Here is a 26,040-nt window from a genome sequence, read left to right as displayed (position 1 = left end):
GCGAATATGCAAGAGGGACTCATAGCTCTCGCAGCCGCGCTGGCCATAGGGCTGCCGGCCCTGGCTACCGGCTGGGCGCAGAGCAAGATAGGCGCTGCCGGGGCCGGGGCCGTGGCGGAAAAACCGGAGCTCACAGGCATAGTCATCATCCTGGTCGCCATCCCCGAGACAATGGTGCTCCTGGGCTTTGTCGTCGCGTACCTCGTTATAAGCGGATAGGGGGCGGGCATGGCCGCCAACCCACAGGACTCCCGGGACCCGCTCATAGCCGCGCTTGAGGAGGACGCCAGGGCCCAGGCTTCTAGGCTCGTCGAGGAGGCCGAAGAGGCGAGGGAGGAGATGCTCCGGCGCGCAAGGGCCGAGGCCGCGAAAGAGGCGGACGAGCGCCTCTCGATGGTGCGCGAAAGGCTTGGCCGCGAGAGGGCCGCGAAGCTGAATAGCGCCAGGACAAGGGCCGCGGGACTCAAGCTGGGGGTCAGGCAGGAGCTTCTCGATAGCGTTCTCGTTGAGGCGCAAAAGAGGCTCGTCTCGCTCCCGGACGCCGAGTACGGAAGGCTTGTTACAAGCCTTTACGAAGCCCTGAAGGGCGAATGGGATAAGGCGAGGCCCGGCGAGCAGGCCATTATCCGCCTGAACCCGGCTGACGCTGCCCGCGTGCGGGCCGACGGCGCCAGGGTCGAGCCGGACTCCAAGGTGGCGGGCGGGGTCGTCTTCACCTCGGTCGACGGCAGGGTGGTCTTCGAGAACACGGTCCAGTCGGTCGTCGAGCGGGCAAGAAAGCTCATGGTCCCAATCGACAAGCTCCTCTTCAGGGAGGCGCTCCCGTGATAATGCCTGCCTCTATGCTCCCGTCCCGGACGGACTTGAGCTACTTTAACTCCAGGGTCAGGGGGTTACGGGGAAGGCTCCTCAAGAGCCAGGACTATGAGGCGCTAATCCAGGCCGAAAGCCCCGCCCAGGCGGCGGAAAGGCTCCGCTCGACCGCTTACGGAGCGGATATGGAAGCCGCACTGGCGCGTTTCGGCTCGATCGAGGAGGCGTTCCCGGCGGCCCTCAAATCCAGCCTCTCGGACTCGTTCAAGCTTCTCTGGAAACTGGCCCCCGAAGGCGCAAGGCCTTTCCTCAAGGCCGTCTTAAGCATCTGGGAGGCCTTTGACCTCAAGGCCATCATACGCGGGATATCGAGGGGCGTAAGGAGCGACGACATCCGCGACGTCCTCATACCCGCGGGAGAGCTCGATACAGCCGCGCTCAACACCCTCCTTTCATCCAGGAACGTCGAGGACCTTGCGAGCTTCCTCCGTACATGGGGGAGCACATACGCCAGGCCGGTCTCAAAGGGCCTGCCCGCGTTCCTTAAAAACGGCAGGACCGCGGAGATGGAGATAGCCCTCGACAGGCATTCGGGCGAGGAGCTTCTTTCCGCGCTCGAAGGCGAATGGCTGGACGCGCGCATAATGAGGGGCTGGACCGCGATGAGGATAGACTTCATCAATATAACCACCCTCGTCAAGATCTCCGGCGAATCCTATACCGCCGAGGGCGCGGGGGAGTTCTTCGTAAAGGGCGGAAAGGCGCTGAGGAAAAGCGAGTTCATAAGGCTTTCGTCGCTTACGACCAGGGAGGAGCTTTTCGAGGCGCTCAGAGGAGTTATAGCCGAGCCTGCCATAAAAGGTGTGCTCGACTCATCTGACCCGCGCGACCCTGCGCTCCTTGAAGAGGCGGCTGAAAAGGCGCTCGAGAGGCGTCTTGCCGGGATCGCGGTCTCGGAGCCGCTCTCAATAGCCCTGGGCGCGGCTTACATACACATGAAAGTCCGTGAGACCAGGAACCTGAGGCTCATATACAGGGGAAAGCTCTTCGGGATGCCGGAAGACGAGGTACGGAAGCTCATCTTCATTCCTTTATAAGCCGGAAAGAAAATGGCGGAACTTCTGGTCATAACAGGCCCGGGCGCCTCTCTCGGTTTCAGGTGCGCCGGGGTCGACACCCTTGAGGTCAAGGAGGACGCCGATATATCGGGTACGCTCCTCAATATCCAGTCGACCGGAAAGTACGGGCTCGTCGCGGTCGAGGAGCGGCTCCTGGAGAGGGTGCCTGAGCTTGCGATGAAGCGCTTGAGGAAAAAGGGTCTCCCCATTATCATGCCCATTAGTCTGCCGCTCAAGTGGGGCGAGGCCGGGGCAGCCGAGTCCCCGGTGGTGCGCCTTATAAGAAGGGCGATAGGGTATCAGATAAAGATAAAGAGATAATGAGATAGCATGAAAGAGACGAGGGGAAAGATATACGGGGTAGCCGGCCCGACGGTCATGGTAAAGGGCATGACCGGCGCGATAATGAATACCGTCTGCCTCGTGGGCAGGCACGGGCTCCTCGGCGAGATAATCCGCATAAAGGACGACATGGCGACGCTCCAGGTCTACGAGGACACCGTCGGGATATCGGTCGGCGAGGACGTAATAAGCTACGGCATCCCCCTTAGCGTCACGCTCGGACCGGGTCTCCTTTCGGGCCTATTCGACGGCATACAGAGGCCGCTCGACAAGATACGGGACACCGCAGGGGGGTTTCTTACAAGGGGCGTCAAGGTCGAGGCGCTCGACTTGGATAGAATATGGGAGTTCACTCCAATAAGGAAAAAGGGCGACACGGTCGCGCCCGGCGACATACTCGGCACCATCGAGGAGACGGAGCGCATTACGCACAGGGTGATGGTGCCGCCGGGGCTCGGGGGCGTTGTAAAGGAGATAAAGTCCGGGAAGGTCTCCGGGGCCGAGTACATATGCATGCTCGAGAATGGGCAATTCATAGAGCTCTACCAGGAATGGCCCGTGAGAAGGCCCAGGCCCTTCAAGGCGAAGCTTCAGCCCGAGGCGCCTTTCATAACCGGGCAGAGGGTCTTCGATACGCTCTTGCCGGTCGCCGAGGGAGGAACGGCCATAGTGCCCGGCGGCTTCGGGACAGGGAAGACCGTCGTCGAGCAGACCATCGCGAAGTTCTCGCGTAGCGACATAGTCGTATACGTCGGGTGCGGCGAGAGGGGAAACGAGATGTCTGAGATACTCTCGGATTTCCCCAAGCTCAAGGACCCGACCTCCGGGCTTCCGCTGAGCCTCCGGACGGTCATAGTCGTCAATACCTCCAACATGCCGGTTGCGGCGCGCGAGGCCTCGATCTTTACCGGCATTACGATCGCCGAGTATTTCAGGGACATGGGCTACAGCGTAGCCATGCTCGCGGACTCCATATCGAGATGGGCCGAGGCCCTCCGTGAGATATCGTCGAGGCTCGAGGAGATGCCCGGAGAGGAGGGCTTTCCGCCGTATCTGGCGACCCAGCTGGGCATGTTCTACGAGCGTTCCGGGAAGGTCAGGTGCCTGGGGTCGGAAGAGCGGACCGGCTCCGTCACGGTAATAAGCGCCGTCTCTCCTCCGGGCGGGGACTTCTCCGAGCCCGTAACGCAGGCTTCTCTCCGGTTCGCGGGCACGCTATGGGCTCTCGACCCTGACCTCGCTTACAGGAGGCACTTCCCGGCCGTAAACTGGCTTGCGAGCTTCAGCCTCTTCCAGGCCGAGCTCGACGACTGGTTCGGAAGGGAGGTGGCGGAGGACATGGTGAGGCTCAGGGACAGGCTCTACTCGCTACTCCAGAGGCAGACGGAATTGAAGGACATAATACAGATAATAGGCGTGGAGGCGCTGCAGGAATCGGACAGGCTTACCCTGGAGGCGGCGAACATCGCAACCGACGCCTTCTTGAAGCAGAGCGCATTCAGCGAGATAGACGCCTTCAACACCTACGAGAAACAGTACTGGATGCTCAAGTCCATATTCGCCTACCTTGAGAGCGCAGAGGAGGCCCTGGAAAGAGGGGTCTTCATTGAGACCATACTGGAAAGCCCAGTGAAATGGAAGCTCGCGCGCATGAAAGACGAGCCGAACGAGGGCTTCTCCGGTAAGGCCCGGGCCCTCATAGGCGAGGTAGTGAGCGAGTTCAGCATGTTGGAGGAAAAATAGGAACGCGGGAAGAATCTCCAAGGAACCTCTTTAAGAACCTCCCCGCAGGAAGCTCCGGAGTATCTCCAAACCTCCCCTCTCATCGAGGGAGGGAAGATTTATAGCAATAGAGGTTACCATGTCATTAGACCTCATAAAAAGACAGTACCGGACGCTGGCGACCATATCAGGCCCGCTCATATTCGTGGACAGGATGACAAGGGGGAGCCTCGGCGAGATGTGCGTCGTCGACCTCCCCGAGGGCGAGCAGAGGACCGGGCAGATACTCCAGCTAATGGGGGAGAGGGCCGTCATACAGGTGCTCGAGGGTACCTCCGGCATAGACTCGGACGAGTCGAGCGTGCTGCCGACCGGCGAGACGGCGAGGGTAGGCGTCTCGATGGACCTCTTCGGCAGGGTGCTTAACGGCTTCGGCGAGCCCATAGACGGCCTGCCGCCCATCGTGCCTGACGAGTACAAGGACATAAACGGCCTTCCCATGAACCCGGCCGCGCGCGAGAAGCCGGACTTTTTCGTCCAGACCGGCATCTCCGCGATAGACGGGCTCAATACGCTCGTAAGAGGGCAGAAGCTCCCGATATTCTCGGGCGCCGGGCTCCCGGCAAAGGAGCTGGCCCTTCAGATAGTGAGGCAAGCAAGGGTCGCGGAGGCGGAAGAGTTCGCCGTCATACTCGGCGCAATGGGCATAACATCGAGGGAGAGCTTCTTTTTCAGGAGGTCGCTTGAGGAGGCGGGGGCGCTTGAGCGGACGATCGCCTTCATAAACCAGGTGAACGACCCGACCATAGAAAGGCTCTTTACGCCTCGTATAGCGCTAACGGTAGCCGAGTACCTCGCCTTCGAGCGCGGTTTTCACGTGATGGTGGTCCTTACCGACATGACATCATACTGCGAATCGCTACGGGAGATAGGGAGCGCGCGCGAGGAGATCCCCGGAAGACGGAGCTACCCAGGCTACATGTACACCGACCTTGCGACCCTCTACGAGAGGGCAGGGAGGCTCAAGGGCGGCAAGGGCTCCGTGACGCTCATGCCCATATTAACCATGCCTGACGACGACATAACGCACCCCATACCCGACCTTACAGGCTACATCACCGAGGGGCAGATAGTCTTGAGCAGGGCCTTGCACAGGAAAGGGATATACCCGCCCATAGACGTACTCCCGTGCCTTTCGAGGCTCATGAACCTCGGCATAGGGAAGGGGAAGACGAGGGACGGGCACAGGACCATAGCCGACCAGCTCTATTCGGCCTACGCAAGGGGCATCGACGTAAGGAGGCTCGTGACCATTGTCGGCGAGGAGGGGCTCTCTGACCTTGACAGGAGATACCTCTCTTTCTCCGACGAGTTCGAAAAGAGGTTTGTGGGCCAGGGCTGGGAAGACCGCTCGATTGACGAGACACTGGACCTCGGGCTTGAGCTCCTTAAGGCCGTGCCCGAGAGGGAGGCAGTGGCAAGGAGAAAATAGATGGCGGTACTCGAAAAGAGCGCGCCGACCCGTGAGCAGTTCATGGCCCTCCGGCGGAGGTACGAGGTCATAGGCAAGGGCCTGGAACTCCTTAAGAGCAAGCGCGAAGCGCTCATGAAGGAGTTCTTCGGCATCGTTGACGAATCGATAAGAATGCGCGAAGAGTTGAACAATCTCCTTGCCGACGCCCAGAGGCGGGTAGAGCGCGCGAGGGCCATAGACGGAGCGTCGATAGAATCGTTTGCCCATGCCTCGAAAAGGAGCGTGCCCTTGAGCATAAAGGCCAGGAACATATGGGGCATATTCATACCCGAGATAGACGAGGTGAGCCTCACGAGGTCGCTTGAGGCGCGGGACATTTCCCCGCTCGGCGAAAGGGCCGAGGTGCTCGACGCGGCAAAAGAGTTCGAGGCCGCGACGGAGCTTATCGTAAAGATTGCCTCGCGTGAGATAAGGCTAACCCGCATAGGCGAGGTCATACGCTCGGACTCCCGTAAGATAAACGCCATAAGCGAGGTAATACTCCCTTCCATAAAGGACAGGATAAAATACATAGAGCGCGTGCTCGAGGAAAGGGAGAGGGAAGAGATATTCAGGTTGAAGAGGAACAAGGCGAAAAGGCAGGCCGGGGAGGGGAGCTGAGCCCGGCCTGGGGCTGAATCCTGTCCGGCTCGCAGCCTTCCAACCCTACCCAAAATCGGAAAACTCCCTTTCATATCCCTCTTGTATTGGGCCGTCCCCTTCTGGTATATTAATTTTTTTCATTCCATCCGCAGGGGTTTCAAGGTGATAGAGAGGTACACGAGGAAGGAGATGGGCCGCATATGGGAGCCTGAGAACAGGTTCCGGAAGTGGCTCGAGGTGGAGATCGCGGCCTGCGAGGCCTGGGAAAGGCTCGGGAAGATCCCGAGAAAATCCCTGGAAGTAATCAAAAAGAAAGCGGATTTCAACGTCGCGCGCATCGACGAGATAGAGAGGACGGTAAAGCACGACGTAATCGCCTTTCTTACATCGGTTGCCGAGTTCGTCGGGCCTGACTCGCGCTTCATACACATGGGGCTTACCTCGTCGGATGTCCTTGACACCTCTCTCGCGCTCCTTTTGAGGGAATCCGCAGACCTGATAATAGCCGACATAAAGGGCCTCATGGCGGCGCTTGAAAAGAAGGCATTCGAGCACAAGACGACCCCCATGATGGGCCGCTCGCACGGCATACACGCGGAGCCCACGACCTTCGGCCTCAAGATGGCCCTCTGGTATGACGAGATGGGGAGGAACCTCGAACGGATGGAGCGGGCAAGGGAGGTAATCTCCTACGGCAAGCTCTCCGGCGCGGTCGGCACCTTCTCGCAGATAGACCCGAGGGTGGAGAAGTATACCCTCAAGAAGCTCGGCTTGAAGCCCGAGACGGTCGCAACCCAGGTCGTCCACAGGGACAGGCACGCGGAGTTCTTCTCCACGCTCGCCATCATCGCGTCGTCCATAGAGAAGTTCGCGGTCGAGATACGGCACCTCCAGAGGACGGAGGTCCTGGAGGCTGAGGAGCCTTTCACCAAGGGGCAGAAGGGCTCGTCCGCCATGCCTCACAAGAGAAACCCCATACTCTCGGAAAACCTGACCGGGCTTGCGAGGCTTGTGCGCGGATATTCCGTGAGCGCCATAGAGAACATCCCGCTCTGGCACGAGAGGGACATAAGCCATTCGTCGGTAGAGCGGGTAATAGCGCCGGATGCGACGATACTCGTCGACTTCATGCTTTCGAGGGCCACGGGCCTCGTAAGGGACCTTGTCGTATACCCGGCGAACATGATGGAAAATATCGACAGGCTGAAGGGAATCGTATTTTCGCAGAAGGTGCTCCTTAAGCTCGTCGACAAGGGCGTAATCAGGGAAGAGGCTTACGCCATAGTGCAGAGAAACGCCATGAAGGTCTGGGAAGGGCTCGGGGACTTCAAATCCATACTCATGGACGACGATGAAGTGAGGGGCTATCTTACGGAGAAGGAGATAGAGTCCTCTTTCGACATAAAGCCGTATTTGAAGCACGTCGACTATATCTTCAAGAGGACCTTCGGGAAGAAAGATGCCAATTCCTGATTTCCAGAGCATAATGTTCCCTTTCTTGAAATATGCCGGCGATAAGCAAGAGCATACTATAAGCGACGCGAGAGAATACCTCGCAAAATGCTTCAGCCTTTCTGATGATGAATTGGAAGAGATGTTGCCCAGCGGCCAACAAGGTGTTTTTGCAAACAGGGTTGGCTGGGCGCGTTCTTATTTGAAAAAAGCTGGCCTGATCGAATATACAAAAAGAGGCTGCTTCAAAATAACCAATAGCGGTTTGGATGTGGTCAAGCAAAACCCGGAGTATATCAATATTAAGTTTTTGAAGCAATTCCCGGAATTTCTTGAATTTAGAAGTACAAAGGTCGGTATAAACGAAGTTGATGCAATTGAAACAGGAGCGGACGGGCAAACTCCTGAAGAAGTCTTTGAACATAGTTATCAAAAAATCAGACAAGATTTGGCATTTGAATTATTGACAAAAGTTAAAAATAGCTCCCCATCTTTTTTTGAAAAAACAGTTGTCGAATTACTTGTCAAAATGGGTTACGGCGGCTCCAGAAAAGATGCTGGAAGCGCTGTGGGAAAGAGCGGAGACGGAGGCATTGACGGAATAATCAAAGAGGATAAGCTCGGATTGGATGCTATTTATTTACAAGCAAAGAGATGGGAGTCCACAGTCGGTCGCCCAGAAATACAGAAGTTTGCCGGAGCATTGCAAGGAGTTAGAGCAAAAAAGGGGATTTTCATTACCACCTCGGATTTTTCCAGAGAGGCCCTCGATTATGCCGCTCGTATCGATACGAAAATAGTTTTAATCGACGGCGAGTCATTATCCCAATTAATGATGGATTACGATGTGGGTGTTTCAAGGATTGCATCCTACGATGTTAAGAAAATAGACTCAGATTACTTTGCAGAAGAATAGATTTGGAGGGGGCTATGGAAAAGCGCGAAAAACTTTACGAGGGCAAGGCGAAGGTCCTGTACTCCACGGATGACAAGGACCTGCTGATACAGTATTTCAAGGACGAGGCGACCGCCTTTGACGGGAAGAAAAAAGGCGTTATCGAGGAGAAGGGCGTCCTCAATAACAAGATATCATCGGCCATCTTCAAGATGCTCGAATCCAACGGCGTAAAGACCCATTTCGTCGAGCAGTTGAACGACAGGGAGATGCTGGTTAAAAGGCTCCGCATAATCCCGGTCGAGGTGGTCGTAAGGAACCTCATCGCCGGAAGCCTTTCAAAGAGGCTCGGCATAGAGGAGGGGACGGCCTTGAGCGAGCCCATCGTCGAGTTCTTCTACAAGAGCGACCCGCTCGGCGACCCCATGATAAACGAGTACCACGCCAGGGCCTTCGGGTGGGCGACCGACGCCGAGCTCAAGGAAATGTCAGTGGCCGCGCTCAGGATAAACGAAATACTCTCCCGGTTTTTCGACGAGAGGGGTATAATACTGGTGGATTTCAAGCTCGAGTTCGGCGAGCACAAGGGAGAGGTGCTTCTGGGCGACGAGATAACCCCGGACGGATGCAGGCTCTGGGACAAGAAGACGCGCGAGAAGCTCGACAAGGACAGGTTCAGGAGGGACCTCGGCAAGGTCGGCGAGGCCTACCAGGAGGTCCTGAGGAAGGTGATGGAATGAGGGCGAAGGTATACGTGACGCTCAAGAAGGGCGTACTCGACCCGCAGGGCAAGGCGGTTATGGGCGCGCTGGGCTCGATGGGCTTCGATGAAGTGCAGGACGTAAGGGTCGGGAAGTTCATGGAGGTGGAGCTTGACGGTGCTTCGCCGGAAGCGGCAGAGAAGAGGCTCCGCGAGATGTGCGAGAAGCTCCTCGCAAACACGGTGATAGAGAACTACAGGATAGAGCTGGAGGCAACCCTCTAAGGAAGGTCTGATCAGTTCCGTTTCTGTCATTCTGAGGGAGCGTAAAAGCGACCGAAGAATCTCGTAACTTGCTGAATTACCTAAATACGAGATTCTTCGCTTCGCTCAGAATGACAGCGTTTGCGAATTAATTAGACCTTCCCCTGTTTTTTAGAGGCTGCCTTGAATAGAAAAGCGCATACCGGCCCCGTATGGCAGGTATGCGAGATGAAGGGAATTTATGAAGTTCGGTATAATCGTTTTCCCCGGGTCCAACTGCGACCACGACTGCTACCACGCCGTAAAGCACGTATTCGGCCAGGAGGCCGAATACGTCTGGCACAAGTCCACGAGCCTCGATGGCTTCGACTGCGTCATACTGCCGGGCGGCTTTTCCTACGGCGACTACCTCCGCACCGGCGCGATCGCGAGCTTTTCGCCGGTCATGAACGAGGTCGTCTCGTTCGCTAAAAAAGGGGGCCTCGTAATAGGCATCTGCAACGGCTTCCAGATTCTGACCGAAACCGGCCTCCTTCCGGGCGTGCTCATGCGGAACAAGGGACTTAAGTTCATCTGCGAGCACACCCATTTAAGGGTGGAGAACAATGAATCGCGCTTCACAAGCCGCTACTCAGGCGGCCAGGTCGTGGACATACCCATAGCCCACGCGGACGGCAACTACTACGCGGACCCCGAGACCATAGCGAGGCTCGAAGGGGAGGGCAGGGTTGCCTTCAGGTATTCGACCCCGGACGGCATCGTTAGCGACGCGGCAAACCCCAACGGCTCCATTTCAAACATAGCGGGCATCTTGAACGAGAAGGGGAACGTGCTCGGCATGATGCCGCACCCGGAGAGGGCGCTTGAGGGCGAGCTGGGCTCGCTCGACGGCAGGGGCGTATTTGAGTCGATACTTGGCCGCGTAAGGGCATAAACTCCTTAATGAAGCTCTGATTAATTCTCATTTGCTGTCATTGCTTCCCGCCACGCTTCGCTCGCGGCTTCGGCTCACGCGCTCGCAATGACGAATACACGATTTAATCCTGGTTTTTTTGAATCAGAACAGGTGAACATGGAACCGAAGACGCGCTTCAAAGACGAGCTCGAATCAGGAAGGTTCGTCATAACAGCCGAGATATGCCCGCCCAGGGGCACGGACACCGGGGCGTTCGTGAGAAAGGCCAGGCTCTTGAAGGGCAGGATCGCCGCCGCGAACGTCACGGACAACCAGAGGGCGGTCATGCGCCTTTCTTCGCTTGCCTGCTCTGTGCTCCTACTTAACGAGGGCATAGACCCCGTCTTCCAGATGACCTGCAGGGACAGGAACAGGCTCGCGCTCCAGTCGGACATCATGGGCGCGTGGGTCCTGGGGGTGAGGAACATACTGGCACTTACCGGCGACCATGTCGCCTTCGGCGACCACAGGGAGGCAAAGGCCGTCTTCGACGTGGACTCTGTCCAGCTCGTGGGCCTCATAGACACCCTGAACCGCGGCAGGAACATGAAGGATACGGAGCTGCGCGGAAAGACTGACTTCTATATCGGCGCTGTAGTCGCGCCCGAGGCCAATCCCTGGGGGCCGGAGGGGATAAAATTCGAGAAAAAGGTCGCGTCCGGGGCCAGGTTCTTCCAGACCCAGGCCATCTTCGACATGGAGAAGTTCAAGAGGTTTTTCGAAGGCGCGGGAAAAAGCGGGGTCAAGGTGCTCGGCGGGATACTGCTTTTAAAGTCCGCGAAGATGGCGCATTACCTGAATAACAACGTCCCGGGCGTCCACGTGCCGCAGGGGCTTATAGACGAGCTCGAGGCCGCGCCCGACCAGTTGAAAAAAGGCATAGAGATAGCGTCAAGGCAGGTGCGGGAGCTTAAAGGCTTCTGCCACGGCGCTCACATTATGGCCATCGGCCAGGAAGAGAGCGTGGTGGAAATAATAGAAGGGGCTTGAGCCCCCGCGCGCGCAAACTCCAGCCCCCGATTTACCGCAAGCCGGCCGGTTCTTCTTGAACCATAAACCATTTCAAACGTATACTCTGGTCTTTAAAATCGGCCAAGAAAGCGCCTCAGAGTATTTTTTTTCTGTCATTCTGAGGGAGCGCAAGCGACCGAAGAATCACATGAGCCGCCGGTTTGTAAAGACGAGATCCTTCGCTGCGCTCAGAATGACATACTGTTTTTTGCAAGACGCCCTGCGCTCTTGGCGCAGGGTAGTTCACGTACTAAGGGCATGAGTCTGTCATCGAGGAGCTTGGCTCCGTGGCAATCTCATCCGAATGCAGTAGAAATTGGATTGCTTCAGGACTAAAGTCCCTCGCAATGACCCGTTGCGCTCAGCGTACCGGAATGGCAGAGGCCATGCTTGAAAACGCGTGAAACGCTCACACGGGTTTTAGAAATTTCTCTCATCAGGAATTGGAAGTGGCTGCTTCTGGAAAGAATGTCAGGATGGAATGGCGCGGCCCTATGCGGTTACTCGCCTGAGCCCTCTCTGGTTATTATGAATTCAGGCTCCCCTTCCTCGGGTGCGGCCTCAAAGGCCTGGTTTACGGGGGGGGCCTCGATGGCCTCCTCCCTTAACACCTCCTCGGCCTTAAAGGCGCTGCCGCCTGCTCTGATATAGACCGCGTCCTCGCTGCCGTTGTTCTCAAGGCTGGTGTTGTCGGAACCTTTGACATGGAAGGCCTCGCCAGGGCCGACCGGCACGGAGGTCTTGCCGCTCTTTACGAGGAGGCTCCCCTTCAAAACTAATATTATTTCCTCCCTGCCGTCCGGCGGGGCGAGTTTCCTTGGCGCGTCTCCGGGCCTGAGCCTTGCGTATGCCATGTAGACCGCATTGGACTTCAGTTCCTCGATGCCGAGGGTGTACGTCCCGTCTTCGCGGGCTTCGGCGAGCTGCGGCAGCCTGTATATCTTCATGCCATCGATTCCATCGTGTCCTTGAAGTGCTCGATAAAGTCCTCGCCGCGGAGCGGGCGGACTATGATCTCTTTTTTTTCGCGGTCAAGCAGGACCTCCACCTCGGCCCCTGGGATGAGCTCTAAAAACCTCAGGTACTCAGCGGGGAGGACGACGCCTTCCTTGCCCTTCTCGATTTTTATTATCTTGTCTTTCATGGGTATAGATGAGTTTTTGAAGCGCGTGCCGAAGCACGGTGCATGCCATCGTATATAGTATATTAGGCAGCTCCCGGAGTAGTCAAGAATTTAAGTGTACAATGACCTTCTTTTTTGCAATAATTTCAGGTGAGCGGCGTATATCAAGCTGAACTCGGCTTTCCGGATAAACCTGGACCGCGGTCCAGGGGTCGGCCGCTCCGGATGCCCCCACCTTTTTTTCAAGCGGGCCTCGCACTCTTCCCGTTCGGGCAGGCCTTTCGAAGAAGACAGCTTGCTTTCGAACGCCTGACGCAACACAAGGCGCTCATGACTAACAGGTTGCTTAAAAACTCATGGCACGTGCAGGCTGCTCAAAAAGTCCAAGATGCAAGGAGTCGAAAAATGAGGAATGAGGCGTACTTTTTTGTACGCCGCAGTGACGAATTTGAAGACGACGCAGATTGGGCTTTTTGAGCAGCCTGCTAAAGGGCAAACATGCAGAAGGAGAACCGCCTCATATCGAGGATTACCAAGCAGCGGTATTTCTCGTCCAGGGACCTGCAGTTCTCCATAGCCCTGCTCGTGGTGCTCGCCCTCCTTGCGGGCATATTCCTCCAGGCCGTGTCCTCGGCCCTTATCACCTGGTATGGCATGAGCTCCCCCCTGCTGGCCGTTTTCCTGGCAGCCGGATACGTCGGCATCGTGCTCCTACTTGCCGTCTTCTTCACCTACCGTCTCGTGGGACCTTTCAGGCGTCTTGAATACGAGATGAAGCTCATACAGGCCGGGGACTTGTCCAAGCGGCTCTCGGTCAGGACGCAGGACGACCTGCACATAAGGAACTTCATAAATTTCGTAAACTCTTTCGTTGCCGGCTTCGAGGCCGCTAAAAAGAACGAGGAACGGCTCTTGGTAGAGATACTTTCAAGGCTTGAGCGGATAGCCGGTGAGCTCGATTCAGGGAAGGGCGACCCCGGCCTGTGCGCCGAGCTTAAAGAGCTTATCGGCAAGGTCAAGGAGGCGGGAAAATGATCCGGGCAATCCGCATAATGGCGCTCGCAATGGCGGCGATTGTCATATTTTCCGAGTATGCCTTTGCAATGCCCTCAGGCGACTACCGGGTGCGCGAGGTGATTGACGGCGACACCGTCATACTCTCGAACGGAGAGACGGTCAGGTATATAGGGGTGGACACCCCTGAGGTGAACGAGTTCCACTGGCTGGAGGCCAGGGTGAGGAACATGTCTCTCGTGCTCGGCAGGCTTGTCCGCGTGGACGTCTGCGGGGCTGAAAAACGGGACAAGTACGGCAGGGTGCTCGCGTGGGTCTACTCGCCTGAAGGCGAGCTCGTGAGCGAGACCCTCATAAGGGAGGGGCTCGGCAGGGCCCTTGCCATACCGCCCTGCGGGGTGAGGACCGCGAAGAGGCTTGCGGCTGTCGAAGCCGAGGCAAAGTCCGAGAAGCGCGGAATTTGGGGGAGCGCGGCCAAATCTCAGGCGCTCTCGATAGCCCCGTTCGAGGCCTGGATGCACGTTGGCGAGATGGTCAGGATGACGGGAGAGGTGAGCGACGCGGTCAGGTTCGGCGACACCTGGTTCCTGGAGTTCTGGCCGGATGACGTGAAGGCCGTCGTCATGCCGAGGGCCTTCTTCGAGTTCGAGAGAAGGGGCATAAGCCTGCATTCCTTCAAGGGAAAGACTATAACCGTAACAGGCATACTTCATGAAGGCAGGAGCGGCCTGGAGATACTCATAGACTCGCCTTCGAGGATAGAGGCAAACTCTAAAAATTGATCTTTTTCACGGACTCTGTGTCAGGCCGGGAATAAAAATGCTCACATATTATCATATATGCTCCGCTTTTTATTCCCGGCCTTCCTTGATTGCGTGAAAAATCTCTAATTTTTAGAGGTTGCCTGGAGGGAGCTCCCCCTGTTTTTTGTGTTGACAATACCGAGCCCGGTTGATTAAGATGAAAACTTAAGGCGGCGTACCCAAGTGGCAAGGGAGCAGTCTGCAAAACTGCCATCCAGCGGTTCGAATCCGCTCGCCGCCTCCATTTTCTCCCTTTTTTCGCGCCGCATACCCTCGTAACCCCCGGATCATCATGTTTTCGGCTTCATGATTATTCCACCCATCTTTTTTAGATAGGGGAAAGGGAGATTATCTTGAAGTCATTTGTAATCCCCCTTCATCCCCCTTTAGGAAAGGGGGATGTTGCACCCTTGCACCCCCTCTTTCATAAAGAGGGGCAGGGGGAGATTAGGGAAGGTCTGATTAATTCCCGTTTCTGCCGTCATTGCGAGGAGCTTTAGCTCCGAAGCAATCTCAAAGTGCTTGATTTTCAAAAAGATCAGATTGCTTCGCTACCGCTCGCAATGATAATCAGACCTTCCTTGGTTTTAATCATGTTCGGGTCAAATCCCCGCAGCTTGCTGCGCTGTCTTTTAACTCCTCCCCCTTGATGGGGGAGGTTGGGAGGGGTGAAGGATAAGTCACCCTCCCCTCTTATCCCCTCCCATCAAGGGAGGGGATGTTTGAAGATACCCCGCAGCTTGCTGCGGGGAGGTTCATTCCCCCTTCTTCCCCCCCCTTAGAAAATGGTATTTCACCCCCCTCGCCGAAGCCTTTCCGCCCGACATTGGCCTTGACAGGGGTTCCTTTGCCATGCTATGTTCATTTTGTGAACAGACCATGCGCCCCATGTTCTATCCGGCGCGGTTTTGTGTGGCTGCCGGGGCCGAAAAGGCCTGAAAAATCCCCGCAGAGAGCTGAAAATAGCCGATGAAGCAAAGCGTACTTATCTCCGTTGATTTCGTGCGGAAGCTCTTCAAAAGCAGGCAGATGCTCTGGGCTATGGCCCTCCGCGACCTCAAGGCCAAATACGTGGGGAGCGTCTTCGGCCTCACCTGGGCGGTCGTCCACCCGCTAGTGCAGGTCCTGGTATACGGCCTGGTCTTCGGCGTCATCTTCAAGTCCAGGCCCGATGAGTCATACGGCACCGACAGCTATATCCTTTTCCTCCTCACCGGCATACTCCCCTGGCAGTTCTTCCAGCAGGGCGTCACATCGGCAATGGGCTCCATAAACTCGAACAGCAACCTCGTCAAGAAGGCCGTGGGCTTCCCGTCGGAGCTTCTGCCCATAATCTCGATAATGAGCAGCTTTATCAACCACCTCATCGGGCTGGGCCTTTTGTTCGCCGCGCTCGTGCTCATAGAGTGGCATGTCCCGCTGTATGCGCCTTTGATAATCCCCTATCTCTTCTTCATCTCCCTTTTCGCGATAGGGCTCGGCTGGATACTTTCGAGCGTAAGCGTGTATCTCAGGGATTTGAAGCAGGTAATCGACATGCTCATGCTGGCGTGGTTCTTCCTCACTCCGATATTCTATCCGCCGTCCATAGTGCCGCCGGGCATGATGGCATTCCTCAAGTTCAACCCGCTTTTCCTGGTGGTAGAGGGGTTCAGGGAATCGCTCCTCTCCGGCAGGCTTCCGAACCCGCAGGTCATCGCCTATTTGGCGTTCGTTTCGTTAATAACCTTCGGCATCGGCGGCCTCTTTTTCAGGCGCCTGAAGCCCGGCTTCGCGGAGGTCCTGTAGGCCTATGTCCGGGACCGCCATACGCATAAATAACGTAAGCAAGAGCTACCGTATGTACCCCGCCCCTGCCGACAGGATGAAGGAGCTCCTCCATCCCTTCGGCAAGAAATACCACAAGGACTTCTGGGCGCTCCGGGACGTAAGCCTTGAGGTGCCGAAGGGCACGACCTTCGGCATAGTCGGGCAGAACGGCTCCGGGAAAAGCACGCTTTTGCAGATAATCGCCGGGATACTCAGCCCCACTACGGGGAGCGTTGAGGTAAGCGGCAGGATATCGGCCCTTCTTGAGCTCGGCGCTGGTTTTAACAAGGAATTCACCGGCAGGGAGAACGTCTTCCTGCAGGGCGCGATGCGGGGAATATCGAGGGAGGAGATGGAGGAGAAGTTCGACTCCATAACGGCCTTTGCCGACATAGGCCACTTCATAGACCAGCCCGTTAAGAAGTATTCGAGCGGCATGTACGTGCGGCTCGCCTTCGCCTGCGCCATAAACATAGACCCGGAGATACTCATAGTGGACGAGGCGCTTGCCGTGGGCGACGCGATGTTCCAAAGGCGGTGCTACCGGAGGCTTGAGGAGTTCCAGAAGAGCGGGAAGACGATATTGTTCGTCTCGCACAACGTCGGCACCGTCACGAGCATCTGCACGCAGGCCATGTTCCTTGACAGGGGCAGGGTGGTGTGCATGGGAAGCCCCAAAGAGGTGGTGAACGCATACAGCAAGGCGCTGGCTGAGAGGGAGGCCGAGTACGCCAGGAAGATGAGCGGCGGGAAAGATGCTGCGGCAACGAACTGGACGGAGGACGGGGAGGACGAGAGGGTCGAGGGCACCGGCGAATTTCGCTTCGGCGCGGGCGGCGCGGAATTGAAGGAAATCGAGCTTCTGAACGGGAATGGCGAGCCGACGACATTCGTCGAGGCCGGAGAGCCGTATACAGTCAGAGCCAGGGTGCTCTTTAAAAAGGACATGGAAGAGCCTGTCCTGGGCTTCATGATAAAGACGCTGAACGGCCTGGAGCTTTCAGGCGCGAGCACCGAATCTGCGAAGACCCCGATAGGGGCTGTAAAGAAGGGAGATGTCAGGGAGATACGCTTCGACCAGAAAATGAACCTCAACCCCGGCCAGTACGCGATAACTTCCTCGGTTGCGGAATTCGACAAGAGCGAAAGGGTATTCCACGACAGAAGGCTTGACGTGATATTTTTCAAGGTGATAGGTACGACAGGATCTCACGGACTGATTGATTGCAATAGTTCGATTTCACTAAGCCGGATCGATATGACAAATATATAAGGCGAACGATTATGGACCGCGCTCTTCTGAAATACATAGTGTTTGGCAATCAAAAGTCGGGGACTACTGCAATAGCCAGTCTCATAGCGGATTTCGGAGGCTTGTCGAAGCAAATGGATATTCCCGAATTTTGGGAAGCCGAGCAGAGCATTCATTCCGGCAGATTGTCTTTCGAGTCTTTTGTAAATGCTAATCCGCACAGGTATGCGGTTTCTTTGCTCAAAGAGCCATGCCTGACATTTTTTTACGATGATGTCCTGAAGGTTTTCCCTGATTCGCGGCATATTTTTGTGGTCCGGCATCCGGCTGACAATATCAGGAGTATGCTGGACAGGCTGAAAGTGCCTGGAGACCTTGAAGATGTCGAGCTTGCCGATGGATTTCACAAGGCCTGGAGGGATGTTTTTTACGGCTCCCTTCTAAATCTGAAAGGAAGTGAAAAGTACATTGAAAGGCTCGCAAGGAGATGGGTCATTGCTACAGAAGTATATTTGAAGAACAGGGACAGGATGCTGCTGGCGAAATACGAAGATTTTGTTTGCGATAAATACGGTTTCATAAAAAGGACCGCTGAAAAACTTGGAATCGAGCAGAAGAATGACATTTCAGGGCTTCTCGATATCCAATATCAGTCAAGGGGCTCTGGAAGGGGCAAGCCTCTCGCGGAATTTTTCGGGAAAAGTAACATTGGGATAATTAATGACGTTTGCAGGCCTTATTTGAAAGAGTTTTCCTATTCGGAGTTGAAGTAAGGATGGGCTCATACATGCAAAAAGGCTTCACAATCTGGTTCACCGGGCTATCCGGCGCGGGAAAAACGACGCTTTCGAACCTCCTGCACCATAGCCTTCAGGAAAGGGGCGTGACAAACGTCGAGGTGCTTGACGGCGATGTCGTAAGGACGCACCTTTCCAAGGGGCTGGGCTTCACCAAGGAAGACAGGGACACCAACATAAGGAGGATAGGCTGGGTCGCCCACCTCCTTTCCAAGCACAGGGTTCCGAATCTCGTATCCGCCATTTCACCATACAGGGAAGTCAGGGACGAGGTCAGGAACTTGATAGAACACACCGGGGGAGAGTTTATTGAGGTGTTCGTCGACTGCCCGGTCGAGGTCTGCGAAAAGAGGGATGTGAAGGGCCTTTATGCAAAGGCGAGGGCCGGCGAGCTTAAGCTCTTCACCGGGGTTGACGACCCTTACGAGCCGCCGCACAATCCTGAAATCCATATAAGGACCGACCAGGTCTCGGTGCAACAAGGCGTGGATATGATATTGAAGCATATCTCCGAAAAAGGGCTTATCTGAACTGTATTCCCGAAGGGGCGAATAGGTTATGAGCAGAGATTTCAAAGATTTCTACGAAGGCTACTGGGAGCACCGGAAACAGATAGGGAAGATACACACCAAGAAGGGATATTATATCCCGGAGAGGCTAAAGGCCGTTGTCTCCCTCATGCCCGCCGACGGCAGAAAAATAAAGGTGCTCGACATGGGCTGCGGCGAGGGCACCTTGGGGATGCTCCTCAAGGAGAAGTTCAAGGACCTCTACGCTGTCGGGTGCGACATTTCCGAAAACACCGTCGAGCTCGCGCGCCCCTTTTACGACAAGACGGCCCAGGTGGACCTTGATAACGACAGCCTTGAGCAAAGGGTCGGGAACGAGAGGTTCGATTATATCGTATGCGTCGAGATACTCGAACATCTCATGCACCCGGACAGGGCGCTAAAGAAGTTGAAGGGCCTCCTTTCAAAGGACGGCAGGATGATAGTCTCCTTCCCGAATATCGCCTGGTGGAAATACAGATTGACGCTCCTTAAGGGGCACTTCCCTGAGGAGAGCAGGCTTTACCATCATGCCGAGCACCTGCATGATTTCACTATGCACACTTTCATGAAGCTCTTGAAGGACTCCGGGCTTGAGTCGCTGGAAATAGGCGGCGAGTTCATCCCGCCCAAGTTCATGCAGAAGTACCTCCCGAAAGGCATGGTGAACGGGTTCATGAGAAAATACCCGAACCTTTTCGGGTATCAGGTGGTCATAAAGACGAAGGCGGTTTGAGGGCTAAGAAAAGTTCTGCTCCCATCTTTTCTAGAGAGGGGGAGGGGAGATTATCTTGTTGCGCTATGCGCACCATTATTAATCCCCCTCTGTCCCCCTTTAGAAAAGGGGGATTATTCAGCCGGGCTTTCAGCCGACCAGTAATTTTTAATTCGCCGTTCGGGAGAAAGCTCTAAAGCAAACTGAGCCGCTCAATGACTAAGGAAAGTCTGATTAATTCCTTTTTCTGTCATTCTGAGGGAGCGAAAGCGACCGAAGAATCTCGTAACTTGTTGTTTCCTAAATACGAGATTCTTCGCTTCGCTCAGAATGAATTTCCGAATTAATCAGACCTTCCCTAACCTTCTTTTTGCAGGGTAATAGAGTGAAGATAACATACATAGTCGGCATTTTCCCCAAGCTATCAGAGACGTTCGTGCTGAACCAGATAACCGACCTCATTGACATGGGTCACGACGTCGAGATAATATCAGCGAACAGGCCGAAGGAAGAGGTCGTCCACGAGAGCGTTGAGCGATACGGCCTTCTCCGGAAGACCCATTACCTTACGAGAAACCAGTCAACCATCGGTTTCGAGCTTAACGAGAGGCTCGTCTCCGCCCTTTTTTTCACCGATATCATCCACGCCCACTTTGCGGCGAGACAGACGGAAGTAGCCCTGAAAATTGCGAGGTCGTTCGGCATCCCGTATGTTTTCACGGCCCATGCCTATGACATATTCGTAAACCCGGATGCAGGCGCGCTCCGCGAGAAGTTCGAAGCGGCATCAAAGGCGATTACGATTTCGCATTTCAACAAGGACTATCTTTTAAAACTGCTCGGCGAGGACCTGAGGGAAAAGATAGAGGTCGTAAGGTGCGGGGTCAGGCTTGAGGATTTTAATTTAGTCGAGAGGAATCCCGGAGACAAGGTAAGGATTCTCTTTGTCGGACGCTTTGTCGAGAAAAAAGGAATCCGCCACGCGATTGAGGCATTCAAAGATGTCGCCTCTGAGATAGGCAATGCGGAACTAAGGATAATCGGCGACGGGGAGCTGAAGGACGAAATCGTCGGGATGATAAACGCCTTCAACCTCCAAGAGAAGGTCGTGCTCCTCGGCCCCATGCCGCAGTCTGCCGTCTTGAAAGAGATGGAAGGAGCTGACATATTCCTCCTTCCCTCCGTTACCGCTGAAAACGGCGACAGGGAGGGCGTGCCAGTCTCGATAATGGAGGCCTCGGCAACTGGCCTGCCGGTGGTATCGAGCCTGCACACCGGCATCCCGGAGGTCGTCATAGACGGGAAGACCGGATTCCTTGCGCCCGAGAAGGACACTGCCCTGCTTGCCCGGAGGCTAAAGGAGCTTATCCGCGACCCTGACCTGAGAAGGCGGATGGGAAAAGAGGGCAGGGCAAATATAGAAAGGCTTTACAGCCACGGGGCTGAGATGGAAAGGCTCGAAGGCCTTTTCAAGGGACTGCTGAAAGGGCGGGAGCCCATATCCGGACTTTCCGGAAGCCTCAGGCAAATGCTCGAAGAAAGGGTGAGGGGCTTTGCCGCCGAATTTGAGAGCGATTTGCAGCAAAAGAAAGAGGAACTGAATGTAAAATCCGGGAAGATACGCGCATACGAGAGAGAGCTTCAGAATATCAGCCGATACGTCGACGAGCTTGAGAAAACCTGCATCGGGGAGGGCAGCTAAATGAGCGATGGCGAGAGTAGCAGGATCCTTCAGAAGGACAGCAGCGCCATTATTGAGAAACTGACCGAATACAAAAAAAATCATGCACGGAAGAACGAGCGCATAAAAATTCTCGAAGCGCAGGTATTCCGGTTGGAAAACGAGATTCAGGCTATTTATAACAGCATAAGCTGGAAAATAACGGGGCCTCTGAGGAGCTTGTATGGTTTTTTCAAAGATACTAAATAGGGAAAAGGCGGAAACTGAAAAAAAGGACCTGATGGGCGAGGTCCTCAAGTACGCCGGCCACGAAGAGAACGAGGTGGAGGTCGCCTCCTTGATAGCGAAGCTTCTGCCGAAGTATGTCAAGGGAACGAATTACATGAAGTGGTTCCCTTTCTGGGAAAAGAACGGCTTCCATGTCACCCCGAACCACTATTACCAGCCCATACCCGACACCCGGACTCTAAAGGACGAATTATGGGAACGCGAATCAGAGATGCCTGGCGTGGACATGAGAGTCGAGGCCCAGAAGGATTTCCTTCTAAACATATTCCCCCGGTTCAGGGAAGAGTATGACGGGTTCCCGAAGGGGCCGACCGGCGTTCCGCACGAGTTCCACTTCAATAACAGGATGTTCGACGGCACGGACGCGCTCGTCCTCTACTGCATGGTGCGCCATTTCAAGCCCAAACGGATAATCGAGTGCGGTTCGGGCTTCTCGACGCTCATGTCCGCAAAGGCCGCACTGATGAACGGGAATACCGAACTGACCTCGATAGAGCCTTATCCTTCCGAAGTCCTTAAAAAGGGTTTTCCAGGGCTCTCAAGGCTCAGCGTGCAGAAGATAGAAGAGGTCGACCTGTCCATCTTCAGCGAGTTGAAGGATGGGGACATCTTATTCATCGATACGTCTCATGTGTTGAGGTGCGGCAACGACGTGCACAGGATATACCTGGAGATAATCCCGAGGCTCGCGCCGGGGGTCATTATCCATGTGCATGACATATTCTTCCCGAAGGAATACCCGAAGAGCTGGATGTTCAAGCTGTACCGCTCCTGGACGGAGCAGTATTTGCTCCAGGGCTTTCTGGCATTTAACAACCAATACGAAGTGCTCTTCTGCAACAGCTATATGGCGCTCAAGTTCCTTCCGGAGATGAAGGCCGCTTTCCCCAATTCGGAGCCGTTCTGGGGCGGCGGCAGCTTCTGGATGAGGAAAAAAACACGGGGATGAACCGCCCGAAGGTCCACCTTATCATCCTTAACTGGAACGGGAAGAAGGACACGCTGGAATGCCTTGAGTCCGTCGGCAAGCTCAGCTATCCCAACTTCGAGACCATAGTCGTTGATAACGGGTCAAGTGACGGTTCCGTAGAGGCACTAAAAGAGAAATTCCCCGGGTTGCGCCTGATAGAGACCGGGGAGAACCTCGGCTTTGCGGAAGGAAATAACGTCGGGATAAGATACGCGCTTAAGAACGGCGCGGAATATGTTTTTCTACTGAATAACGACACGACGATAGAGCCGGACGCATTGGGCCATCTGGTCGATTTTGCGGAAACAGATACAAGGACAGGCATAGTCGGGCCGAAGATCCTTTTTTATTCTGAGCCCGGAAGGATATGGTTCGCTGGCGGTATCGTCGATTTCGACAAGGGCTCCTCTCACAGGGGCGGCGGCAGGCCCGACGACGGTAAGTTCGACGAGGCCGTCGAGACGGATTACATAACGGGCTGCGCATTTCTTATAAAGGCAGGTGTCATAAACGAGGTCGGGCTCATGTCCCCCGATTATTTTCTGCTCTTTGAAGAGACCGACTGGTGCCTCAGGGCAAGAAAGGCGGGATACGGGATATTCTATGTGCCCGGCGCAAGAGTCTACCATAAATGCTCTACCTCCTTTTCCTTCGGCAAGCCTCGCGCCAAACGGGCGGCCCGCGCGCCTTCCTGGATATACTATTACGTCAGGAATAATCTCCTCCTGGTAAACCGCCACCTTAGCGGCCTTGCCCGCCTGAAAGCCTATCTTAAATGCCTGAGAAGGAATTTAAGGTGGCTTGAATTGGAGAACCCCGAACAGCGGATTGAAAGGCTTTTTGCGATGTTCGCGGGCGAGCTCGATTTCATGCTGGGAAGATTAGGGAAAAGAAACAACCTCGACTTCCGCCGGTTCTGGGTCAGGTAGATATGGCTGAGAGAGCAATAGAAATCGCCTCCTTCCCCATGCCCGACGAGGACACCTATTATTTCAGGCTTTACTATGACGCGCTTGCGAAGCATGGGTATAAGATAGTGGACACGAAGGGTAAATCCTTCGGCCCGGCCTGGCTCAAGGAGAACAGCGGCAGGGTGCGGATATTGCATTTCCACTGGCCAGCGTATTTGTATTCTGACCGGAACGCCCTTGTTTTTTTGAAAAAGCTTCTTCTTTTCATCCTGAACCTCCGCCGCGCAAAATCAATGGGATATAAGATAGCGTGGACAGTTCACAACCTCTTCCCCCATGAGCGGAACAATATGGCGCTCGAATACGCTGGGCGGCTTGCCATATCGTGGTTTTCGGATGTCGTATTCGTGCATTTTCTTGAGGCGAAAGGAATGGTGTCCCGGTTTTTTCTGAGAAAGAAAGATGTCTATATGATACCCCACGGCAATTTCAGCGCAATCTTCGAAAATAAATGCGGCAGGGATGAGGCGAGAAAACGGCTCGGCATCCCGCCGGATGCATTCGTCTACATCCTCTTCGGTCCGGTAAGGCCCTATAAGGGGATTGAGAGCGCGATTCAGGCCTTCAAAAAGATGGACGACAAGGGCTCGGTCCTAATCGTCGCCGGGAACCCGAAAGACAAGCACCTGGGCGACTTCGTCTCGGACGAGGCAAGGTCGAACACCCGGATATTCCCTTTCCTCAGGTTCATAGAAAAAAACGAAGTCCAGTATTTTTTTAACGCCTCGGATGCCGTTCTGCTCCCGTACAGACAGGTATTCACGTCCGGCAATCTCTTCCTGGCGTTGACCTTCAGCAGGCCGGTGGTCGCACCGGATATGGGCATAATCTCGGAGGTGGTGGACGATAGCTGCGGGGTAAAGTATTCGCCGGACGCGGCTAACGAAAACCTTTTAGAAGCCATGCGGAAGATAAGAACGGTTGATTTTGCGAAGGCGTCTGAGGCCGCCTGTGTAAAGGCATCAGCCTACAGCTGGGAGAGGTCGGCGGAGATTTCACGCATGGCGTTCGGGACTCTTTTAGGCCGCGTAAATTGCCATGAACAAAAAAATTAAAATCCTCTTCATCTCCCATTCCTCCGCGTTCTACGGCGCGGAGCAGAGCATGTTTTTTCTGCTCCGGCACATGGACAGGGGCGTCTTCGAGCCCGTTGTCGTGCTCCCGGGAGGGAAGGGCGCGCTTGTCGATAAGCTCGACGGCCTGGGCCTTAAAAAGATTGTCCTTGAAGCCCCGACCTCGTGGATACGCCCGGCTGCCCCTTTGGAGGCCGCGGCAGGGCTCGTTAGCGAGCTTAAGCTCGTCGGGCCCCTCGTAAATCTCATACGCGACGAGTCGATAGACATTGTCTATACGAACACCATGACCAGGATTTCCGGGGCCATAGCGGCCAGGCTCGCCGGAAAGCCGCATGTCTGGCACATAAGGGAGGTGTTGAAGGACCACCCTCTAAGGAGCCCTTTCAGCATCGACGCGACATTCGGCATTGTCGAATGTCTCTCCGACCGGCTCATAACCAACTCGAAGAGCGTGGCAGCGCAGTTCCCGTCCGCCCCGGAGGGCAAGGTCTCGGTCGTGTACAACGCGGTCGATACCGGCGCGTTCGTAAGCGCGAAGCCGGCCGGGAAACTCCGGAACGAGCTCGGCATCGGCCAGGACTGCCCCCTTGTCGGGATAATCGGCACCATACACAGGCACAAAAACCACGAAGACCTCCTGAACGCGTTCGCGCACCTCAAAAAGGATGAGAGCAAGGCGAAGCTCCTTATAATCGGGCAGCCCGACCGCGAATACAAGCCCGTCCTCCTTGAGCTTATTGAAAGGCACAGCCTCGGCGACTCCGTCAAATTCGTCGACTTCCGTAACGACATGCCCGAGGTCTTCAGCGAGCTGGATATAATAGTCGTCGCCTCGCTCGGCGAGCCCTTCGGGAGGACGACCATCGAGGCGATGGCAGCTGGAAAACCCGTTGTCGCGACAAATACCGGCGCGTCTCCGGAAATAGTTGTCGACGGCGTGACAGGGCTCCTCGTGCCTGTGCGCGCCCCGGACAGAATGGCAGAGGCCATAATGAGGATACTCGGCGACCCCGCGCTTGCCGAAAGGATGGGGGCAGCCGGAAGGGAGCGCGTCCTGAATGTGTTCACAAAAGAGAATTACATTTCGGGCATCGAGAGCGTATTCAGGGAAGTTCACGGACGATACGAAAAAGAAGCTCCCCGGCCATCCACTCATGAGAAGCTGCTCTATGATGTCTCCTCCATAATAGGGCCTGACGAGCTGTACGGGATTTTCATGCAGATAAGCAAGCTCGCCAAAATGGAGCGCGAGCTTGCGGAGAAGGACCGCCTGCTAGCCGAGAAGGACCGCCAGATACAGGCGCTGCTCGATTCCTGGAGCTGGAAGGTCACAGGGCCGCTCCGCCGCGTTTTTGAAAGCGCAAGGAAGCCCTGACTTGAAGAATATGGCATATGAAGAACACGGGAAATAAGGCCGAATGGGAGTTCACTCCCGGAGAAGTGGGAGATAGGCTCCGTAATCTCGTGGAGCGTAACCGGAAGCTCTCAAGCGAGCTTGCGGAAAAAGACCGCCAGCTCCAGTCTATACTGAACTCATGGAGCTGGAAAATAACCGCGCCTGTACGGCGCATACTCGGGATGATGAAAAAGTCCTGACATTACTTG

At 55.4% G+C, this 26,040-nt stretch carries 29 protein-coding genes and 1 tRNA gene; 28 read left to right on the top strand and 2 right to left on the bottom strand.

Going from position 1 to position 26,040, the window contains the following annotated elements:
• Positions 1 to 6: 6 nt before the first annotated feature.
• The 13 genes from QY316_09860 (at position 7) to QY316_09800 (ending at position 11,367) form a co-directional block, all read left to right on the top strand.
• On the top strand, positions 7 to 219 hold the full coding sequence (locus QY316_09860) for an ATPase (GenBank protein WKZ32208.1): 213 nt from the start codon (positions 7 to 9) through the stop codon (positions 217 to 219).
• Positions 220 to 228: 9 nt separating this feature from the next.
• Complete coding sequence (locus QY316_09855; protein WKZ32207.1) at positions 229 to 828, top strand: V-type ATP synthase subunit E; 600 nt, start codon at positions 229 to 231, stop codon at positions 826 to 828.
• Between the two features lie 2 nt (positions 829 to 830).
• Positions 831 to 1,910, top strand: a complete 1,080-nt coding sequence (locus tag QY316_09850; GenBank protein WKZ32206.1) for a V-type ATPase subunit — start codon at positions 831 to 833, stop codon at positions 1,908 to 1,910.
• A 12-nt stretch (positions 1,911 to 1,922) separates the two neighbouring features.
• Positions 1,923 to 2,252 (top strand): V-type ATP synthase subunit F, encoded by a 330-nt coding sequence (locus QY316_09845; protein ID WKZ32205.1) that lies wholly within the window; start codon positions 1,923 to 1,925, stop codon positions 2,250 to 2,252.
• Positions 2,253 to 2,261: 9 nt separating this feature from the next.
• Positions 2,262 to 4,016 carry a V-type ATP synthase subunit A gene (locus QY316_09840; GenBank protein WKZ32204.1) on the top strand — a complete coding sequence of 585 codons (1,755 nt, stop codon included), beginning with the start codon at positions 2,262 to 2,264 and terminating at the stop codon, positions 4,014 to 4,016.
• A 118-nt stretch (positions 4,017 to 4,134) separates the two neighbouring features.
• Positions 4,135 to 5,487, top strand: coding sequence for a V-type ATP synthase subunit B (locus QY316_09835; GenBank protein ID WKZ32203.1), 1,353 nt, complete (start codon positions 4,135 to 4,137; stop codon positions 5,485 to 5,487).
• A complete protein-coding gene (locus QY316_09830; GenBank protein ID WKZ32202.1) occupies positions 5,488 to 6,129 on the top strand; it encodes a V-type ATP synthase subunit D in 642 nt (213 codons plus the stop codon).
• Positions 6,130 to 6,273: 144 nt separating this feature from the next.
• The gene (purB, locus tag QY316_09825) at positions 6,274 to 7,584 is read left to right on the top strand and encodes an adenylosuccinate lyase (GenBank protein ID WKZ32201.1); all 1,311 of its coding nucleotides are present in this window, start codon (positions 6,274 to 6,276) and stop codon (positions 7,582 to 7,584) included.
• Complete coding sequence (locus tag QY316_09820; protein ID WKZ32200.1) at positions 7,571 to 8,479, top strand: restriction endonuclease; 909 nt, start codon at positions 7,571 to 7,573, stop codon at positions 8,477 to 8,479. Before purB ends, QY316_09820 begins: the two co-directional genes overlap by 14 nt.
• A 14-nt stretch (positions 8,480 to 8,493) precedes the next feature.
• A complete protein-coding gene (locus tag QY316_09815) occupies positions 8,494 to 9,198 on the top strand; it encodes a phosphoribosylaminoimidazolesuccinocarboxamide synthase (GenBank protein WKZ32199.1) in 705 nt (234 codons plus the stop codon).
• Positions 9,195 to 9,443: a phosphoribosylformylglycinamidine synthase subunit PurS gene (gene purS, locus QY316_09810; GenBank protein WKZ32198.1), complete on the top strand. Its 249-nt coding sequence runs from the start codon at positions 9,195 to 9,197 to the stop codon at positions 9,441 to 9,443. The genes QY316_09815 and purS overlap by 4 nt, the downstream gene beginning before the upstream one ends.
• A 220-nt stretch (positions 9,444 to 9,663) precedes the next feature.
• Positions 9,664 to 10,356: a phosphoribosylformylglycinamidine synthase subunit PurQ gene (gene purQ / locus QY316_09805; protein WKZ32197.1), complete on the top strand. Its 693-nt coding sequence runs from the start codon at positions 9,664 to 9,666 to the stop codon at positions 10,354 to 10,356.
• Between the two features lie 138 nt (positions 10,357 to 10,494).
• Complete coding sequence (locus QY316_09800; protein ID WKZ32196.1) at positions 10,495 to 11,367, top strand: methylenetetrahydrofolate reductase; 873 nt, start codon at positions 10,495 to 10,497, stop codon at positions 11,365 to 11,367.
• A 521-nt stretch (positions 11,368 to 11,888) separates the two neighbouring features.
• Here QY316_09800 and QY316_09795 read toward each other — a convergent pair.
• Entirely contained in the window at positions 11,889 to 12,335 is a 447-nt protein-coding gene (locus tag QY316_09795) for a cupin domain-containing protein (GenBank protein ID WKZ32195.1), read from the bottom strand.
• A complete protein-coding gene (locus QY316_09790; protein ID WKZ32194.1) occupies positions 12,332 to 12,532 on the bottom strand; it encodes a hypothetical protein in 201 nt (66 codons plus the stop codon). Before QY316_09790 ends, QY316_09795 begins: the two co-directional genes overlap by 4 nt.
• A gap of 477 nt (positions 12,533 to 13,009) precedes the next feature.
• Here QY316_09790 and QY316_09785 point away from each other — a divergent pair, with 477 nt between their 5' ends.
• The 15 genes from QY316_09785 to QY316_09715 all read left to right on the top strand — a co-directional run bounded on the left by QY316_09785 (position 13,010) and on the right by QY316_09715 (position 26,031).
• Positions 13,010 to 13,546, top strand: coding sequence for a hypothetical protein (locus QY316_09785; protein ID WKZ32193.1), 537 nt, complete (start codon positions 13,010 to 13,012; stop codon positions 13,544 to 13,546).
• Positions 13,543 to 14,307, top strand: coding sequence for a thermonuclease family protein (locus tag QY316_09780; protein ID WKZ32192.1), 765 nt, complete (start codon positions 13,543 to 13,545; stop codon positions 14,305 to 14,307). Before QY316_09785 ends, QY316_09780 begins: the two co-directional genes overlap by 4 nt.
• Positions 14,308 to 14,497: 190 nt before the next feature.
• Positions 14,498 to 14,572: transfer RNA gene (locus QY316_09775), tRNA-Cys, on the top strand.
• 725 nt (positions 14,573 to 15,297) lie between these two features.
• Positions 15,298 to 16,116, top strand: coding sequence for an ABC transporter permease (locus tag QY316_09770; GenBank protein WKZ32191.1), 819 nt, complete (start codon positions 15,298 to 15,300; stop codon positions 16,114 to 16,116).
• Between the two features lie 4 nt (positions 16,117 to 16,120).
• Complete coding sequence (locus QY316_09765; GenBank protein WKZ32190.1) at positions 16,121 to 17,410, top strand: ABC transporter ATP-binding protein; 1,290 nt, start codon at positions 16,121 to 16,123, stop codon at positions 17,408 to 17,410.
• Positions 17,411 to 17,421: 11 nt separating this feature from the next.
• Positions 17,422 to 18,162 carry a sulfotransferase gene (locus tag QY316_09760; protein WKZ32189.1) on the top strand — a complete coding sequence of 247 codons (741 nt, stop codon included), beginning with the start codon at positions 17,422 to 17,424 and terminating at the stop codon, positions 18,160 to 18,162.
• Between the two features lie 2 nt (positions 18,163 to 18,164).
• On the top strand, positions 18,165 to 18,716 hold the full coding sequence (gene cysC / locus QY316_09755) for an adenylyl-sulfate kinase (protein WKZ32188.1): 552 nt from the start codon (positions 18,165 to 18,167) through the stop codon (positions 18,714 to 18,716).
• Positions 18,717 to 18,744: 28 nt separating this feature from the next.
• Positions 18,745 to 19,470: a methyltransferase domain-containing protein gene (locus tag QY316_09750; GenBank protein ID WKZ32187.1), complete on the top strand. Its 726-nt coding sequence runs from the start codon at positions 18,745 to 18,747 to the stop codon at positions 19,468 to 19,470.
• A 364-nt stretch (positions 19,471 to 19,834) separates the two neighbouring features.
• On the top strand, positions 19,835 to 21,151 hold the full coding sequence (locus QY316_09745) for a glycosyltransferase (GenBank protein WKZ32186.1): 1,317 nt from the start codon (positions 19,835 to 19,837) through the stop codon (positions 21,149 to 21,151).
• The gene (locus QY316_09740) at positions 21,152 to 21,379 is read left to right on the top strand and encodes a hypothetical protein (protein ID WKZ32185.1); all 228 of its coding nucleotides are present in this window, start codon (positions 21,152 to 21,154) and stop codon (positions 21,377 to 21,379) included.
• A complete protein-coding gene (locus tag QY316_09735; protein ID WKZ32184.1) occupies positions 21,354 to 22,367 on the top strand; it encodes a class I SAM-dependent methyltransferase in 1,014 nt (337 codons plus the stop codon). Before QY316_09740 ends, QY316_09735 begins: the two co-directional genes overlap by 26 nt.
• Positions 22,364 to 23,317: a glycosyltransferase family 2 protein gene (locus QY316_09730; GenBank protein ID WKZ32183.1), complete on the top strand. Its 954-nt coding sequence runs from the start codon at positions 22,364 to 22,366 to the stop codon at positions 23,315 to 23,317. The genes QY316_09735 and QY316_09730 overlap by 4 nt, the downstream gene beginning before the upstream one ends.
• 2 nt (positions 23,318 to 23,319) lie before the next feature.
• Complete coding sequence (locus QY316_09725) at positions 23,320 to 24,414, top strand: glycosyltransferase (protein WKZ32182.1); 1,095 nt, start codon at positions 23,320 to 23,322, stop codon at positions 24,412 to 24,414.
• A complete protein-coding gene (locus tag QY316_09720) occupies positions 24,398 to 25,810 on the top strand; it encodes a glycosyltransferase family 4 protein (protein WKZ32181.1) in 1,413 nt (470 codons plus the stop codon). Before QY316_09725 ends, QY316_09720 begins: the two co-directional genes overlap by 17 nt.
• A gap of 17 nt (positions 25,811 to 25,827) precedes the next feature.
• Positions 25,828 to 26,031 carry a hypothetical protein gene (locus QY316_09715; GenBank protein WKZ32180.1) on the top strand — a complete coding sequence of 68 codons (204 nt, stop codon included), beginning with the start codon at positions 25,828 to 25,830 and terminating at the stop codon, positions 26,029 to 26,031.
• Positions 26,032 to 26,040: the final 9 nt, after the last annotated feature.

It is taken from the genome of Thermodesulfobacteriota bacterium (assembly GCA_030583865.1).
Taxonomy (GTDB): Bacteria; Desulfobacterota; GWC2-55-46; order GWC2-55-46; family GWC2-55-46; genus UBA5799.
Note: the sequence above shows the minus strand (reverse complement) of the source record. Positions and strands in the feature narration are given on the sequence as shown.